The sequence below is a fragment of the Streptomyces sp. CB02959 genome, assembly GCF_002803155.1.
Classification (GTDB): Bacteria; Actinomycetota; Actinomycetes; order Streptomycetales; family Streptomycetaceae; genus Streptomyces.
In genome coordinates, this window is record NZ_NNBP01000020.1 from 12,747 (window position 1) to 27,668 (window position 14,922).

A 14,922-nucleotide genomic window follows, 5' to 3' on the forward strand; every position below is an offset into this window, starting at 1 on the left:
GCGGGCCATACAGCAGCTGATCCCGAGATTACGCTCTTGATCCAAGATCCGGACACTGTCTCCGGTATGTGAGATGGATGACCGGAGTGCGGACGGGCGGGGAGCGGTGCGGCGCCGGGGTGCCGCGGGGATCGAGGCGGCTACCGGGTCGGGTACCGCGTCGGGACCGGGTCGGCTACTTGCCGGGGACCCAGGTCGGGGACGCCAGGTGGAGGCGGGTGAAGGCCAGTGCCTCGGCCAGGTCGGCCTCGCGTTCGGCGGCGGACATCGCCCGGCGGGTGTTGACCTCGACGACCACGTGTCCGTCGAAGCCGGTGGCGGCCAGCCGCTCCAGCAGTTCGCCGCAGGGCTGGCTGCCGCGGCCCGGCACCAGGTGCTCGTCCTTGGCGGAGCCGTTGCCGTCGGCGAGGTGGATGTGGGCGAGGCGGTCGCCCATCCGCTCGACCATCGCCATGGCGTCGTGGCGGGCGGTGGCGGTGTGCGAGAGGTCGACGGTGAAGTGCCGGTAGTCGTCGTTGGTGGGGTCCCAGTCGGGGGCGTAGGCGAGCATCTCGCGGTCGCGGTAGCGCCAGGGGTACATGTTCTCCACCGCGAACCGGACGTCGGTCTCGCTCTCCATCCGCCAGATGCCGCGGACGAAGTCCCGGGCGTAGCCGCGCTGCCAGCGGAACGGCGGGTGGACCACGACCGTGGAGGCGCCCAGCTTCTCGGCCGCGGTGCGGGCGCGCTGGAGCTTGACCCACGGGTCGGTGGACCAGACCCGCTGGGTGATCAGGAGGCAGGGCGCGTGGATGGCCAGCACCGGCACGCCGTGGTAGTCGGAGAGCCTGCGCAGTGCCTCTATGTCCTGGCTGACCGGATCGGTCCACACCATGACCTCGACGCCGTCGTAGCCCAGGCGCGCGGCGATCTCGAAGGCCGTCGCCGTCGACTCCGGATACACCGAAGCCGTGGACAGCGCGACCTTCGCATCGGGGATGCGCACCACTGGCTCTGTCACGAAGGACAGCGTACGGGCCGGGGCACCGCACGGGGCAGGAGGTCGGGGCCGCCGCGGCCGCCCGATGGGGCGGCTGTGACGAGGGAGGACCGGCAGGACCTGTGGGGTGCGGCCGTTCCCGGCGGCGCGGTGTGATCTCCACCGCATTCCGGGAACGGGCCGCGGAGCGGGCCCCGGGGCCGCGCTCCGAGCGCCGGCCGCGGCCCGCCCCGCGGCGGGGCCTGCGCGGTGCCGCGACCCGCCCCGCGACAGGGCCTACGCGGTGCCGCCGCCCTCCCGTACCGGCAGGTGGTCCAGCCGCCGCAGGATGACGCCCTCGCGCAGCGCCCACGGGCAGATCTCCAGGGTCTCCACCCCGAACAGGTCCATCGCCGCCTCGGCCACCAGCGCCCCGGCCAGCAGCTGCCGCGAGCGCCCCTCGGACACACCGGGCAGCGCGGCCCGCTCCCGGGCGCTCATCTGGGCCAGCCGCGGCACCCACTCCTCCAGCTTCTTGCGGTCCAGCTCGCGCTGGACGTACAGCCCCTCGGCGGAGCGCGCCGCGCCCGCGATCCGGGCCAGCGCCTTGAAGGTCTTGGAGGTCCCGACGATCTGGTCGGGGGTGCCGTAGCGGGCGAAGTCGCTCACCACGCGGGCGATCCCGGCGCGCACCTGGCGGCGCAGCGCCCGGACGTCCTCCGGGGCCGGCGGGTCGGTCCGCAGCCCGCTGCCGGTCAGCCGGCCCGCGCCGTACGGCAGGGAGACCCCCACGTCCGGGTCCTCGTCCAGGCCGTAGGCGATCTCCAGCGAGCCGCCGCCGATGTCCAGGACCAGCAGCCGGCCGGCCGACCAGCCCAGCCAGCGGCGGGCGGCGAGGAACGTCAGCCGCGCCTCGTCCTCGCCGGAGAGCACCTGGAGGGTGACCCCGGTCTCCTCGGTGAGGTGGCGCAGCACCTCCTCGCCGTTGGTGGCCTCGCGGATCGCGGAGGTGGCGAACGGGACCACGTCCTCGACGCCCTTGTCCTCGGCGACCTGCATCGCTTCCTGGATGGTGGCGACGAGGCGGTGGACACCGGCCTCGCTTATGGCGCCGCCTTCGTCGAGGAGTTCGGCCAGGCGCAGTTCCGCCTTGTGCGAGTAGGCGGGCAGGGGGCGCGCGCCGGGGTGTGCGTCCATCACCAGAAGGTGGACGGTATTCGAACCCACATCGAGGACACCGAGTCTCATACGTGGAAACCTACTGCCGCGACGGGAGACACTCGGTGCCGGCCGTACGCTGGACCCGTGGCAAAGACGAAACAGGCGAAGCACGAAAAAGCCCTGAAGAAGGAAGAAAAGCGGCGCGCCAAGGCCGCCGCGGCCGCGCAGTCCGGCGACGGGGCCACGGCCGACGAGGTCGGCCTCGACTTCGCCCGCGCCTGGGTCACCTTCCCCGACCCCGGCGACGACGAGCAGCTCTTCCGCTGCGACCTGACCTGGCTGACCTCCCGTTGGACGTGCATCTTCGGCAGCGGCTGCCAGGGCATCCAGGCCGGCCGCGCCGACGACGGCTGCTGCACGCTCGGCGCGCACTTCTCCGACGAGGAGGACGAGGAGCGGGTCGCCGAGCATGTGGAGCGGCTCACCCCCGACGTGTGGCAGTTCCACGACGTCGGCACCAACACCGGGTGGATCGAGGAGGACGAGGACGGCGAGCGGCAGACCCGCCGCTGGCAGGGCTCCTGCATCTTCCAGAACCGCCCCGGCTTCGAGGGCGGCGCCGGCTGCTCGCTGCACATCCTCGCGCTGCGCGAGGGCCGCGAGCCGCTGGAGACCAAGCCGGACGTCTGCTGGCAGCTGCCGGTCCGGCGCACCTACGACTGGGTCGACCGGCCGGACGACACCCAGATCCTCCAGGTCACCATCGGCGAGTACGACCGCCGCGGCTGGGGCTCCGGCGGTCACGACCTGCACTGGTGGTGCACCTCCGCGACCTCCGCGCACGGCGCCGGCGACCCGGTCTACGTCACGTACAAGCCCGAGCTGACCGAGCTGATGGGCAAGGCCGGCTACGCCAAGCTCGCCGAGCTGTGCGAGCAGCGGCTGGCGTCGCTGCTGCCGCTGGCGCCGCACCCGGCCGACCCGAAGCCGCCGGCCGCCGGCACGAAGTAGCCGGCGGTGGCCCCGCCCGGCGGCTCAGTGCGGCGGGCGGGTGGTGTGCGACGGCGTCGGCGGCGGGGTGGGCTCCGTGGTCGGCGCCGGGCTCCCGGTGGGGCCGGTGGAAGTGGGCGTCGGGGACGGCGCCGGATGCGTCGGGGCGGGCCGGGTCGGGCGCGGCGACGGATGCGGGGGCGCCGGGCTCGGGCTGTGGGACGACGGGGCGCCGGGCCCCGGGGCGGGCGCGGCCGCACCGTGCCCCTTCAGGGCGACGACGGTGCCGCCGGGCTCGATGGCGATCTTGGACCGCCAGCGGCCCTCGGGTTCCCGGTCGTGGTCCACGTAGACCGTGATCCGCGCGGTCTGGCCTGGTTGCAGCTCGCCCGCGGTGTGGCTCATCTGGAGCCAGGGCGCGCCGGTCGACGCCCGCCAGCGCACCGGCGTGCCGCCGGAGGCGCGGATCGTGATGACGGTGGTGTCCTCGGCCGGCCGCGCGTCGACCGTCAGCCGGCCCGGCCCCTTCTGCTCCCGGCCGCCGGGCGGCGTCGGACCGTCCTGCGGGCCCTGCACCGCGACCGAGACGTCCGACGTTCCGTCACCGATCGGGGTGTCGGGGCGGGGGGACGTCGGCCGGGCGTTGCCCGCGTTCTCGTACGGGCGGCCGTCGAGCCGGTCACCGGTCAGCGCCCCCTCGGCCTCGTGGGCCGCCACCATCGGCAGGACGTCGGCCTCGCCGGTCTCCGGGGCGTTGCGGTACGCCGCCCACAGGGCGAGCACCGGGGCCACCAGCACGGTCGCCACGACGGTGGTGGTCAGCACCCGGTGGCGCCGCCGCCGGCGGCGCGCGGACCGGTCGGTGGGGGCGACCGGGAATCCGCTGCGGTCATAGCGTGGAGAACCGTTTGCTCCACCGCTCCGGCCGGCCGGCGCGGGAGTGGCCCCCGGCATCCCCGCAGCCCGCCCCGACCGGGACGTCCGGGCCGCCGCAAACGCCGCGCACACCGCCGCCCGGTCCGCGGTGACCAGCGGCAGCGTGCCCTGGTCGGCCGGTGCGGTGCCCGGCCACGGGCCGACGGCGGTGGCCCGCTCGGCGGTCCGCCGGCACTCGGCGCAGTCGTCGACGTGCCGGACCAGTTCCCGGCGGAGCGCCGCGCCCAGCAGCATCTGGCTGTCCCCGGCCAGCCGGGCGACGTCCGGACATCGCCCGAACTCGACCACCGCCAGGGCCGCCCGGGTCCGCTCCACCTCGCAGGACGCGACGGCCAGCAGCGTACGGGTGGCGGCCGGCTCGGCGCCGGTCACCGCGGCGATCTCCTCCGGCGCGAGCCGGTGGCGCACCGACAGCTCCAGCACCTCGCGCTGCTCGGGAGTGGTGCCGGCCGCCTCCGGCCAGGCCAGCGCGGCCAGTTCGCGCTGCCGGGCCGGGGTCCGCCCGGGGTCGGGCGGGGCGACGGCGTCCGGGGCGGCCTGCTCGGCGAGCCGGCGCAGGCACGCCCAGCGGACCAGGGCGTAGAGCCAGGGGCGGAAGAGGTCGGGGTCGCCGGGGCGGCGGCCGTGCTGGCGCTCGGCGAGCGCGAGGGTCTCGCCCAGGACCACGGCCGCCGCATCGTGCTCGCACAGCACGGACAGGGAGTAGGTGAACAACCCGTCCAGATGGGGCTCGTAGCGGTCCTGGTGGTCGGGGCGGGCGGGCCGCCCGTCGGTCTGCGGCCGGTGCCCACGCGGCGCGGCGGTGCGCGACCGGAGTGCGCCGGTGGTGTGCCTAGGGTGCTCGGGCCTGCTGCTCATCACCCCGGCGACGGTAGGCGGATGATGCAGCCGCTCCTGTGCAGCAGGGTCACTTTTAACCCTTACGGGTGACCATCTCCCTCAAAAGGGGACACAAATCCGCTAGATGCCCGGCGTTTGCGCGCGGCGTACGCCACCCGGTCGGCGCAACTGCCGCCGCGGAGGTCCCGCCGCCCCGTCGGGCCCCCCGCGGGAGGCCCGGCTGTCACACCCCGCCGCTACGGTGGCGTCATGGCAACTCGTAAAACGTCGGCCAAGGAGCGCCCCTCGTACCGCTGCACGGAGTGCGGCTGGACCACGGCCAAGTGGCTCGGCCGCTGCCCGGAGTGCCAGGCGTGGGGCACGGTCGAGGAGTTCGGCGGCACCCCCGCGGTGCGCACCACCGCGCCCGGCCGGGTCACCACCGCCGCGCTGCCCATCGGCCAGGTCGACGGCAGGCAGGCCACCGCCCGCACCACCGGCGTGCCGGAGCTGGACCGCGTCCTGGGCGGCGGGCTGGTCCCCGGCGCGGTGGTGCTGCTGGCCGGCGAGCCCGGCGTCGGCAAGTCCACCCTCCTCCTGGACGTCGCCGCCAAGGCCGCCTCCGCCGAGCACCGCACCCTCTACGTGACCGGTGAGGAGTCCGCCAGCCAGGTCCGGCTGCGCGCCGACCGCATCGGCGCCCTCGACGAGGACCTCTATCTGGCCGCCGAGACCGACCTGTCCGCCGTCCTCGGCCATCTGGACAGCGTCAAGCCCTCGCTGCTGGTCCTGGACTCCGTGCAGACCGTCGCCTCCCCCGAGATCGACGGCGCCCCCGGCGGCATGGCCCAGGTCCGCGAGGTCGCCGGCGCGCTGATCCGGGCCTCGAAGGAGCGCGGCATGTCCACGCTCCTGGTCGGCCACGTCACCAAGGACGGCGCCATCGCCGGCCCCCGCCTGCTGGAGCACCTGGTCGACGTGGTCCTCCAGTTCGAGGGCGACCGGCACGCCCGGCTCCGCCTGGTCCGCGGCGTGAAGAACCGCTACGGCACCACCGACGAGGTCGGCTGCTTCGAGCTGCACGACGAGGGCATCACCGGCCTCGCCGACCCCTCCGGCCTGTTCCTGACCCGCCGCGCCGAGCCGGTGCCCGGGACGTGCCTGACGGTCACCCTGGAGGGCCGCCGCCCCCTGGTCGCCGAGGTCCAGGCGCTGACCGTCGACTCCCAGATCCCCTCCCCCCGGCGCACCACCTCCGGCCTGGAGACCTCCCGGGTCTCGATGATGCTCGCCGTCCTGGAGCAGCGCGGCCGGATCAGCGCCCTCGGCAAGCGCGACATCTACAGCGCCACGGTCGGCGGCGTGAAGCTCACCGAGCCGGCCGCCGACCTCGCGGTCGCCCTCGCCCTGGCCAGCGCCGCCAGCGACACCCCGCTGCCCAAGAACCTCGTCGCCATCGGCGAGGTCGGGCTGGCCGGCGAGGTCCGGCGGGTCACCGGCGTCCAGCGCCGCCTGTCGGAGGCCGCCCGGCTCGGCTTCACGCACGCCCTGGTCCCCGCCGACCCCGGCAAGATCCCCGACGGGATGCGGGTCCTGGAGGTCGCCGACGTCGGCGAGGCCCTCTCCGTGCTGCCCAAGCGGGTCCGCCGGGAGGCCCCGCGGGAGGAGGAGGCGCGCCGGTAGACTTTGCCCCGGTCTCGCCCGTCACCGCCGTCCCACCGCCAGGCTGCGTAGCTCCCGGATACCCTCCTCTGATACGCACCGCGGCACCGGCCGGGCGGCCCGGACCGACAGACCATGCGACGGAGGAGTGCAGTGGCAGCGAACGACCGGGCGTCGTCTCCCGGCAGGTCCGGAGGAAGCTCCGGCACCGACAGCCTGATGCGCGCCACGCTGAGCGCCGTCGCGCCCGGTACGGCCCTGCGCGACGGTCTGGAGCGCATCCTCCGGGGCAACACGGGCGGCCTGATCGTCCTCGGCTTCGACAAGACCGTCGAGTCGATGTGCACCGGCGGCTTCGTGCTGGACGTCGAGTTCACCGCCACCCGCCTGCGCGAGCTGTGCAAGCTCGACGGCGCGCTGGTCCTCGACAAGGACATCACCAAGATCCTGCGGGCCGGTGTCCAGCTGGTGCCGGACGCCTCCATTCCCACCGAGGAGACCGGCACCCGCCACCGCACGGCCCAGCGGGTCTCCATCCAGACCAACTTCCCGGTGGTCTCGGTCAGCCAGTCCATGCGCCTGATCGCGCTCTACGTGGACGGCGAGCGGCGCGTGCTGGAGGAGTCCGCGGCGATCCTCTCCCGCGCCAACCAGGCGCTGGCCACCCTGGAGCGCTACAAGCTCCGCCTCGACGAGGTCGCCGGCACCCTCTCCGCCCTGGAGATCGAGGACCTGGTCACGGTCCGCGACGTGTCCGCGGTCGCCCAGCGCCTGGAGATGGTCCGCCGGATCGCCACCGAGATCGCCGAGTACGTCGTCGAACTGGGCACCGACGGCCGCCTGCTGGCCCTCCAGCTCGAAGAGCTGATCGCCGGCGTGGAGCCGGAGCGCGAGCTGGTCGCCCGGGACTACGTCCCCGAGCCCACCGCCAAGCGCTCCCGCACGGTCGCCGAGGCGCTGGCCGAGCTGGACGCCCTCAGCCACACCGAGCTGCTCGAACTCCCCATAGTGGCCCGCGCGTTGGGCTACAGCGGCGCCCCCGAGACGCTGGACTCCGCGGTCTCGCCGCGCGGCTTCCGCCTGCTGGCCAAGGTGCCCCGCCTCCCCGGCGCGGTCATCGACCGCCTGGTCGACCACTTCGGCGGCCTCCAGAAGCTCCTCGCGGCCAGCGTCGACGACCTCCAGGCCGTCGAGGGCGTCGGCGAGACCCGCGCCCGCTCGGTCCGCGAGGGCCTCTCCCGCCTGGCGGAGTCGTCGATCTTGGAACGGTACGTCTAGCGGGGATCGGGACTGCGGGGCGGAGGCCGCCGAGGCGTGCGTCCGAAGGCCGGGCGCGCGTCCGAAGGCGGGGCGCGCGTCCGGGGTGATGCCCCCCGGGGCCGGTTCGTCCCAGCGGCGGGAATACCGCCGGCCACCGGCCCGTTGAGGCCCCGCAGGGGGCGCTCCCATCCCCTACGGGATGTGTTCGCACCCCCCTTAGGGCCCCACGCCCCCACCCGCGGCCGACCCGCACCGCCACTCCCGCCGCACCCCCGCCACCAGCCCCGCCCGCACCACCAGCCTCGCCGCCTGGCGGCCGGGCCGCCAGGCCACCTACCGCCGCAGCGCCGCCGCCTCCTTCTCCGCCGGCAGCCCCAGCACCGGCCGGTCCGGGCGCTGCGGGGCCGCCCCGCCGATGCGGCCGAGCCACGCCCAGGTGTCCGCCACCGTCTCGCCGACCGGCCGGCAGCGCAGCCCGGCCGCCACCGCCTTGGCGACGTCGGCGCCGTGCATCACGTCGTGGACCTCGCCCGGCGGCAGCCAGATCGGCAGCTCCATCCACGGTTCGATGTCCGCCGCGAGCACGTCCTCCGGCGCCGTCCACCGCAGCTCCGCCGACGAACCGGTGACGCGCGTACAGCTCTCCAGCAGCTCGCCCATCGTGGTGTGCCCCGACTCGCTCACCAGGTTGTACGCGCCGGACCGCCCGTCCCGCAGGGCGTCCAGGGTCCACTCCGCGAGGTCGCGGGCGTCGATGTACTGCAACGGCAGGTCGCGCGGCCCCGGCGCGAGTACCGGTCCGCCGCGGGCGATCCGGGTCAGCCACCACGGCAGCCGCCCGATGTTCTCGTGCGGGCCGAGGATCAGCCCGGGGCGGATCAGCAGCGTCCGGTCGTCCCCGAACGCGTCGAGCGCGGCGAGCTCGCCGCCCCGTTTGGCCCGCGCGTAGTCGTCGGCGTCGGTGGCGGCCGGGTCGGCGCCCGTCACCAGCGGCGCCGTCTCGCTGATCCGCTGGGTGGGCGGGTAGGCGTACACCGAAACGGTGGAGACGTACGCGTACGTCCGCACCCGGTCGGCCAGCAGCCGGGCCGCGTCCCCGACCGCGACCGGCGCGGCGCTCCAGGTGTCCACGACGGCGTCCCACGTGCCGTCCTCCAGGGCGGCCGATCCGCCCGCCGCCAGCCGGTCGCCGTGCAGCACGGTGACCCCCTCGGGTGCCTCGTGCCGTCCCCGGTGGAAGACCGTGACGTCCCAGTCCCGGGCCAGCGCCGCCTCGGCCACCGCCCGTCCCACGAACTCCGTACCGCCCAGAATCAGAAGCTTCATGGCGGGGACTGTGCCCGAGCGGCCCGGCCGCCACCACCGGTGCATGCTCTGAGCAGATCCCCTACGGGCGGAACTTCCGGAGGCGGATCTTCCGGACGCGCCTCCCGCGGGGCCCACAGGGCACCGTCACCACCGACGCACCATCACCACCAGCGATCCACTGCCCGGCCGACCACAGCCCCCGGCCGCCCCGGCCTCAGTCCTTGGCCAGCACGAACGACGTGTGGACCGCCGCCAGCCCCGGCACCTTCGCCTCGATCAGATACGTGCCGGCCGGCACCGCCGCAGCGCTCGGCGTGGCGCACTGGGGGCCGCTGGCCCGCCGGTCCCACTCGACGGTGCGGGTCACCGCGCCCTTGGCGGGGACCTGGAGCAGCGCCGGGCCGGCGCCGGTCGCGCAGTCGTCGGAGGCCCACACCCGGTCGTCGCCTGCGGTGTCGGTGATGGAGAGCACCGTCGCCTTGCGCCCGAGGTCCACCTTGCACGCCGTGCCACCGGAGTTCTGCACGGTCAGCTCGAACTTCGGCTTGTCATCGGGCGCGTAGGAGTTCTTGCCGCTCTTGAGCGCCAACTTCACGGTGCCGGGACCGCAGTTGGGGAGCGACGGGCCCGCCGCGACGGTGTCGCCGCCCGCGGCCTGGCCGATCGGCGTCCCGCCGGAGCCGGCACCGCCCGCCCCGGAACCGCCGCCGGAACCCCCGCTGCCGCCGCCCGAGCCGGTGCCGCCCGCGGCCCCGGACCCCGAACCGCCGCCCGACGCCCCGCCGGCATCCGACTCGTCGCGGCCACCGGGCTTTTGGCTGATCACCGGGCCACTGGGCGTGGGCCCGGGCGTGATGGAGGCCGCGGGTCCGGATCCCTGCGCGCCCTTGCCCTCGTTGGCCGTCTTCTCGTCGCTTCCGCCCATCGTGAGCGCCCACACCACCAGGGCGGCGAGGAGGACGAAGACGGCCAGCGCAATGGCCCTCCGCCGCCAGTAGATGGAGGAGGGAAGCGGCCCGATCGGATTGCGCAGTGATCCCACGCGAAAACTCTACGAGAGATCCGGACCGGCACCGGCCAGTACCCGCCGCATCGGGCCGCAACTTTTCCCATCATCAGCCCGGTGACGGTCCGCAGTCGCCCACACCAGTACTTTCCGACCTTCCTGACCCTTCGTCAGAAGCGGAGAACGGCAGCCGATTCCGCACCGCCCTCAAAATTCCGTACCGTCATCGGCCATGAACAGCACCGCTCTCTATCTCGACGTGACCGGCCTCGCCCACCGGTCCCCGGACTGGCTCCGCTCACTGGCCGACATCGGCACCTCCGGCGGGCTGCTGCTCCTGATGGCCGTCGCCGTGCTGGGGTGGTGGCGGGCCCGCGGCATCGACGCGCACCGGGTGGCCCGGGCGCTGCTGGTGCCGGTGGCCACCCTGCTCGCCTACGTACTGAGCGAGGTCGTCAAGAGCCTGGTGACGGAGGAACGGCCGTGCCGCGCGGTGGCCGGCGCGCCCGCCCCGATCGTGCCTTGCCCGCCGCACGGCGACTGGTCCTTCCCCAGCAACCACTCGACGCTCGCCGCGGCGCTGGCCGTCGGCATCGTCCTGGCCTGGCGGGCCGCCCTCTGGCTGGCGCTGCCGGTCGCCCTGCTCACCGGCTTCTCCCGGATCTTCGTCGGCGTCCACTACCCGCACGACGTCCTGGTCGGCCTCGGCCTGGGCACCCTGGTCGCGGCCCTGAGCGCGGCGCTCCTCACCGGTCCGGTGACCCGCCTGGTCCTCCGGCTACGGGACGGCCGCTGGCGCGTCCTGGTGGCGGTGTAACCGGCACCCGTCCTGGTGGCGACGTAACCGGCACCCGTCCCGGAGGCGGTGAAACCGGCGCCCGTCCCGGAGGAAGCGCTACGCCCGCCACTCCTCCTTGTGGCCGAAACCCCGCGCGTTGTCGATCAGCCGCAGCCAGTCGGGGCGCAGTTCCCACAGCGCGGTCCGCTCCAGGGCCGCGCGCAGCCGGTCGTCGGTCGCCACGAAGGGGAAGCGCGCGGTGTAGGCGCGCCATCCGGCGTCCCGCTCGGCCCCGCTCAACGGGCGGCAGCCGCCGCGCCCCTGGATCCCGGTCAGCCCGCTCCATTCCTGGCCGTCCCGCTGCACCGTGAACGCCACCCGCGCACCGGGCTCGCCCAGGGTCCGGCCGTGCCGGGTGCGCGCCGCGGTGACGAAGTACAGCACCGGCGCCCCGTCGGCGGCCGCCCCGGCCGCGTAGAGCACCGCGCACGCCTGCGGCCCGTCCTCGTCCGCGTACGCCAGCGTCACCGTGGTGTGCCCGGCCAGCGCCCGCCGGATACCGGCCGGGCAGGCCGCTCCACCGACCGCCTCCCCGACCGTTTCTCCGACCGCTCCACCCTTCACTTCCCCAGTCACTTCCCCGGCCGTTTCGCTGCCCGCTTCCCCGGCCGCCTCCGCCCGGCCCTCGACACCCTCTGTACCGCTCGTACCGCTCTTCTCCTCCATATCTGCATCCTCGTACGCCCCCGCCGCCCCTCGCGCACCGGCCCGCGGCCCGGTGGCCGGTGCGCCCCCGGTGGCCCGCGCCCAGCGCCGGCCGCCCTTCCTGCGAGTGGGTGGGCGCACGGCGGGGCGGGGCCGGTGCGTTTCTCGGGGGCGGGCGGGCGTGCCAGGATCGGCAGTGCCATGACTTCCACGCATGCCATTCCCAGTGCCCTGACTTCCGCCGCCGAGAACGCCTCCGCCGCCGCTTCGGCCGCGGAGGCCACGGACGGGACCGGGCTGCACGGCCCGGTCACCGACTGGTTCGCCGAGCACGCCCGCGACCTGCCCTGGCGCCGCCCCGAGGCGGGCGCCTGGGGCGTGATGGTGAGCGAGTTCATGCTGCAGCAGACGCCGGTCAGCCGCGTGCTGCCGGTGTACGAGCAGTGGCTGGCCCGCTGGCCGCGGCCGGCCGACCTCGCCGCGGAGCCGCCCGGTGAGGCGGTGCGCGCCTGGGGCCGGCTCGGCTATCCGCGGCGCGCCCTGCGGCTGCACGCCGCGGCCTCCGCCATACAGGAGCGCCACGGCGGCGACGTCCCCCGTGAGCACGCCCAGCTGCTGGCGCTGCCCGGCGTCGGCGAGTACACCGCGGCGGCCGTCGCCTCGTTCGCCTACGGGCAGCGGCACGCGGTGCTGGACACCAACGTGCGGCGGGTCTTCGCCCGTGCCGTCACCGGCCGCCAGTACCCGCCGAACGCCACCACCGCCGCCGAGCGCAAGCTCGCCCGCGCGCTGCTCCCCGAGGACGAGAACCTCGCGGCGCGCTGGGCGGCGGCCACGATGGAGCTGGGCGCCCTGGTGTGCACCGCGCGCAGCCCGGAGTGCCACCGCTGCCCGGTCGCCGCGCAGTGCGCATGGCGGCAGGCCGGGTCGCCGGCCCACGAGGGTCCGCCGCGCCGCACCCAGGCGTACGCCGGGACCGACCGCCAGGTCCGCGGCAAGCTGCTCGCCGTCCTGCGCGAGGCGGTCACGCCGGTGCCGCAGGGCGCCCTGGACGCGGTGTGGGACGAGCCGGTGCAGCGCGCCCGCGCGCTGGACGGCCTGGTGTCGGACGGCCTGGTGGAGCCGCTGGGCGGCGGCCGCTACCGGTTGCCGCACTCCTGACCGACGGACCCGACGGCCCAATGGCCTCCCGACCCGACGGGTCTGACAGGTCTGACGGCCGCAGGGACCCGACGGATCCCACCGGCCGGCGTCGGCTTCGTCACGAGCCCGTCATGTAACGCCATCGCCGATCTCCACGTCTTATACGGGCGCGGTCCCTCCTCGGGGCCGCGCCCGTAGACGTACGTCCACCGGGACACCGGAAGCCGGAAGCCGAAACCGAGGAAGCGAGGAAGTGAGGAAGCGGGAGCAAGGCACTGGGAGCAGACCGTCCGCCGTCGAAACCGCACATCCGAGGAAGCGACCGAAAAGCGCCCCGATAAGGCGCGTTTTGCCCCTCGGCAGCCGTCACAGGCGCCCCACGCGGCTCCCGCGGGACCTTCGTCCCTCTTCTCGGGGGCCTCTCATCCGTCGCGAGTATGACGCCGCTGAGGCCCTTGTCCGTCCGAGGTATGACCCCCGGCGGGCTGTTACACAACCGACGGTCTTCCGTGCACTCGCTGAGGGTCCGACGCACATTACGTCGCAACACCCCCTCCGTAGCGTCATTCCCGTGCTGGAGATGACCGCCGGCACGGACAACGCGGGGAAACGAAAGCGGATCGGAGGCGTCGGGATGGCGACCAGCGGCGGCAAGGTACTGGACTTCGAAGAGTACGTGCGGACCCGGCAGGATGCCCTGCTGCGCAGCGCCCGGCGCCTGGTGCCGGACCCCGTCGACGCCCAGGACCTCCTGCAGACGGCCCTCGTCCGCACCTACGGCCGCTGGGACGGCATCGCGGACAAGTCGCTGGCGGACGCCTACCTCCGCCGCGTCATGATCAACACCCGCACCGAGTGGTGGCGCGCCCGCAAGCTGGAGGAGGTGCCCACCGAGCAGCTCCCGGACGCCAGCGTCGACGACGGCACCGAGCAGCGCGCCGACCGGGCCCTGCTGATGGACATCCTCGGCGTGCTCGCCCCGAAGCAGCGCAGCGTCGTCGTGCTGCGCCACTGGGAGCAGATGAGCACCGAGGAGACCGCGGCCGCGCTCGGCATGTCCACCGGCACCGTCAAGAGCACCCTGCACCGGGCCCTCGCCCGGCTCCGCCAGGAGCTGGAGAACCGCGACATAGACGCCCGGATCCTGGAGCGCGGCGAGCAGGAGCGGGAGCGTTGCGCGGCCTGACCGCCGACGCGACGGGAACCACCACCGACGACACGCCGCGGAGCGCGATCCGTCCCACGACGGGGACCGCGCCACACGGCACCACGCGGAACGCGCGGCACGGCACGACGGGCACCACGTCACAGGGCACGGCGGGGACCGCGCCGCCGGACACGACGGGCACCACGGCCGGCAGTCCGGCCGGCGACGTAACCAAGCCCACAGCCCGGCTCACAGCTTGGCGCGCGACAATCTCAGGAAGAGCAGCGGCCGGAAACCCGGCGGCAGCAAGATCGGCGGCTGTGCGGGCGGCACGGTGAGCAGGAGCGGATTGTCCAGAAACAGGCTGACCAGGAGCCTGACCAGAAGCGGCTTGACCAAGGGCGGCGCGGCCACAGCAGGTGTGGCCGCCGTCGGCCTTTTGCTTGCCGGGTGCAATCCCGGGGGCGAGGGGATCCGCAAGGAGGGCTCCGCCAGCAACACTCCCGCGCCCCGGGGCGCGGTGAGCTCCACGCCGGCGCCCGCGCCCAGCACGCACTTCAAGAAGGTCAACGCGGTCAAGCTGCTCGCCGCCGACCCGAAGGTCGGCGCGGACGTGAAGCGGGCGGTCGCCAAGCCGTGCGCGGCGAACGAGTACCCGATAGAGGTGACCTACGCCTCGCTGACCGGCAGCAAGTCCCCCGACGTCATCGTCAACGTCATGACCTGCGCGGATTCCGTCGGTCTCGGCGCGTACGTCTTCCGCGAGCAGGCCGGCTCGCCGGATGGGTATGACAACGTGTACGCGAACGAGCAGCCGTCGGTCTACGCCGGCGTGGACAAGGGTGAGCTGGAGGTCTCCCGGCAGACGTACGCCGCGGGTGACAAGGTGTGCTGCCCCTCGGGGGAAGATGTGATGACGTACCGCTGGGCGAACGACCACTTCACCGAGTACGACCGCTATCACACCGACTACAGCAAGACCGCCGTCGACGACACCCCGGACGACATCGCCGGCACCACCGTCGACACCACGGGATCGGAGGGCTGAG

Annotated in this window: 14 protein-coding genes; 7 read left to right on the top strand and 7 right to left on the bottom strand. The window is 74.4% G+C overall.

Features of this window, described 5'->3' with window-relative positions:
• Positions 1-175: 175 nt before the first annotated feature.
• Both CG747_RS28615 and CG747_RS28620 read right to left on the bottom strand, forming a co-directional pair.
• The gene (locus CG747_RS28615; protein WP_374701828.1) at positions 176-1,000 is read right to left on the bottom strand and encodes a sugar phosphate isomerase/epimerase family protein; all 825 of its coding nucleotides are present in this window, start codon (positions 998-1,000) and stop codon (positions 176-178) included.
• Between the two features lie 255 nt (positions 1,001-1,255).
• The gene (locus CG747_RS28620; RefSeq protein WP_100604741.1) at positions 1,256-2,206 is read right to left on the bottom strand and encodes a Ppx/GppA phosphatase family protein; all 951 of its coding nucleotides are present in this window, start codon (positions 2,204-2,206) and stop codon (positions 1,256-1,258) included.
• A gap of 57 nt (positions 2,207-2,263) precedes the next feature.
• Between CG747_RS28620 and CG747_RS28625 the strand changes: the two genes are divergently transcribed.
• A complete protein-coding gene (locus CG747_RS28625) occupies positions 2,264-3,130 on the top strand; it encodes a hypothetical protein (RefSeq protein ID WP_100604742.1) in 867 nt (288 codons plus the stop codon).
• 24 nt (positions 3,131-3,154) lie between these two features.
• Here CG747_RS28625 and CG747_RS28630 read toward each other — a convergent pair whose 3' ends face one another.
• Positions 3,155-4,903: an RNA polymerase sigma factor gene (locus CG747_RS28630; RefSeq protein WP_100604743.1), complete on the bottom strand. Its 1,749-nt coding sequence runs from the start codon at positions 4,901-4,903 to the stop codon at positions 3,155-3,157.
• Between the two features lie 231 nt (positions 4,904-5,134).
• On the opposite strand from CG747_RS28630, the gene radA reads away from it, so the two are divergent.
• Both radA and disA read left to right on the top strand, forming a co-directional pair.
• Positions 5,135-6,547 carry a DNA repair protein RadA gene (gene radA, locus CG747_RS28635; RefSeq protein WP_100604744.1) on the top strand — a complete coding sequence of 471 codons (1,413 nt, stop codon included), beginning with the start codon at positions 5,135-5,137 and terminating at the stop codon, positions 6,545-6,547.
• A 132-nt stretch (positions 6,548-6,679) separates the two neighbouring features.
• Complete coding sequence (disA, locus tag CG747_RS28640) at positions 6,680-7,804, top strand: DNA integrity scanning diadenylate cyclase DisA (protein WP_100604745.1); 1,125 nt, start codon at positions 6,680-6,682, stop codon at positions 7,802-7,804.
• Positions 7,805-8,119: 315 nt separating this feature from the next.
• Here the strand turns inward: disA and CG747_RS28645 are convergent, their stop codons facing one another.
• Entirely contained in the window at positions 8,120-9,112 is a 993-nt protein-coding gene (locus CG747_RS28645; RefSeq protein ID WP_100604746.1) for an NAD-dependent epimerase/dehydratase family protein, read from the bottom strand.
• A 196-nt stretch (positions 9,113-9,308) separates the two neighbouring features.
• Positions 9,309-10,136 (bottom strand): hypothetical protein, encoded by an 828-nt coding sequence (locus CG747_RS28650; protein ID WP_100604747.1) that lies wholly within the window; start codon positions 10,134-10,136, stop codon positions 9,309-9,311.
• A 196-nt stretch (positions 10,137-10,332) separates the two neighbouring features.
• Here CG747_RS28650 and CG747_RS28655 point away from each other — a divergent pair, with 196 nt between their 5' ends.
• Positions 10,333-10,917 carry a phosphatase PAP2 family protein gene (locus tag CG747_RS28655; protein WP_100604748.1) on the top strand — a complete coding sequence of 195 codons (585 nt, stop codon included), beginning with the start codon at positions 10,333-10,335 and terminating at the stop codon, positions 10,915-10,917.
• A 78-nt stretch (positions 10,918-10,995) separates the two neighbouring features.
• On the opposite strand, the gene CG747_RS28660 is transcribed toward CG747_RS28655, so the two are convergent.
• Positions 10,996-11,604 carry a pyridoxamine 5'-phosphate oxidase family protein gene (locus CG747_RS28660; RefSeq protein WP_257980805.1) on the bottom strand — a complete coding sequence of 203 codons (609 nt, stop codon included), beginning with the start codon at positions 11,602-11,604 and terminating at the stop codon, positions 10,996-10,998.
• Positions 11,605-11,784: 180 nt separating this feature from the next.
• Here CG747_RS28660 and CG747_RS28665 point away from each other — a divergent pair, with 180 nt between their 5' ends.
• Entirely contained in the window at positions 11,785-12,744 is a 960-nt protein-coding gene (locus CG747_RS28665) for an A/G-specific adenine glycosylase (RefSeq protein ID WP_100604750.1), read from the top strand.
• Between the two features lie 616 nt (positions 12,745-13,360).
• Positions 13,361-13,912 carry a SigE family RNA polymerase sigma factor gene (locus tag CG747_RS28670; protein WP_018540435.1) on the top strand — a complete coding sequence of 184 codons (552 nt, stop codon included), beginning with the start codon at positions 13,361-13,363 and terminating at the stop codon, positions 13,910-13,912.
• A 210-nt stretch (positions 13,913-14,122) separates the two neighbouring features.
• Here CG747_RS28670 and CG747_RS48245 read toward each other — a convergent pair whose 3' ends face one another.
• A complete protein-coding gene (locus CG747_RS48245) occupies positions 14,123-14,287 on the bottom strand; it encodes a hypothetical protein (RefSeq protein WP_180985753.1) in 165 nt (54 codons plus the stop codon).
• 106 nt (positions 14,288-14,393) lie between these two features.
• On the opposite strand from CG747_RS48245, the gene CG747_RS28675 reads away from it, so the two are divergent.
• Positions 14,394-14,921: a hypothetical protein gene (locus tag CG747_RS28675; RefSeq protein ID WP_308303808.1), complete on the top strand. Its 528-nt coding sequence runs from the start codon at positions 14,394-14,396 to the stop codon at positions 14,919-14,921.
• Position 14,922 lies beyond the last annotated feature (1 nt).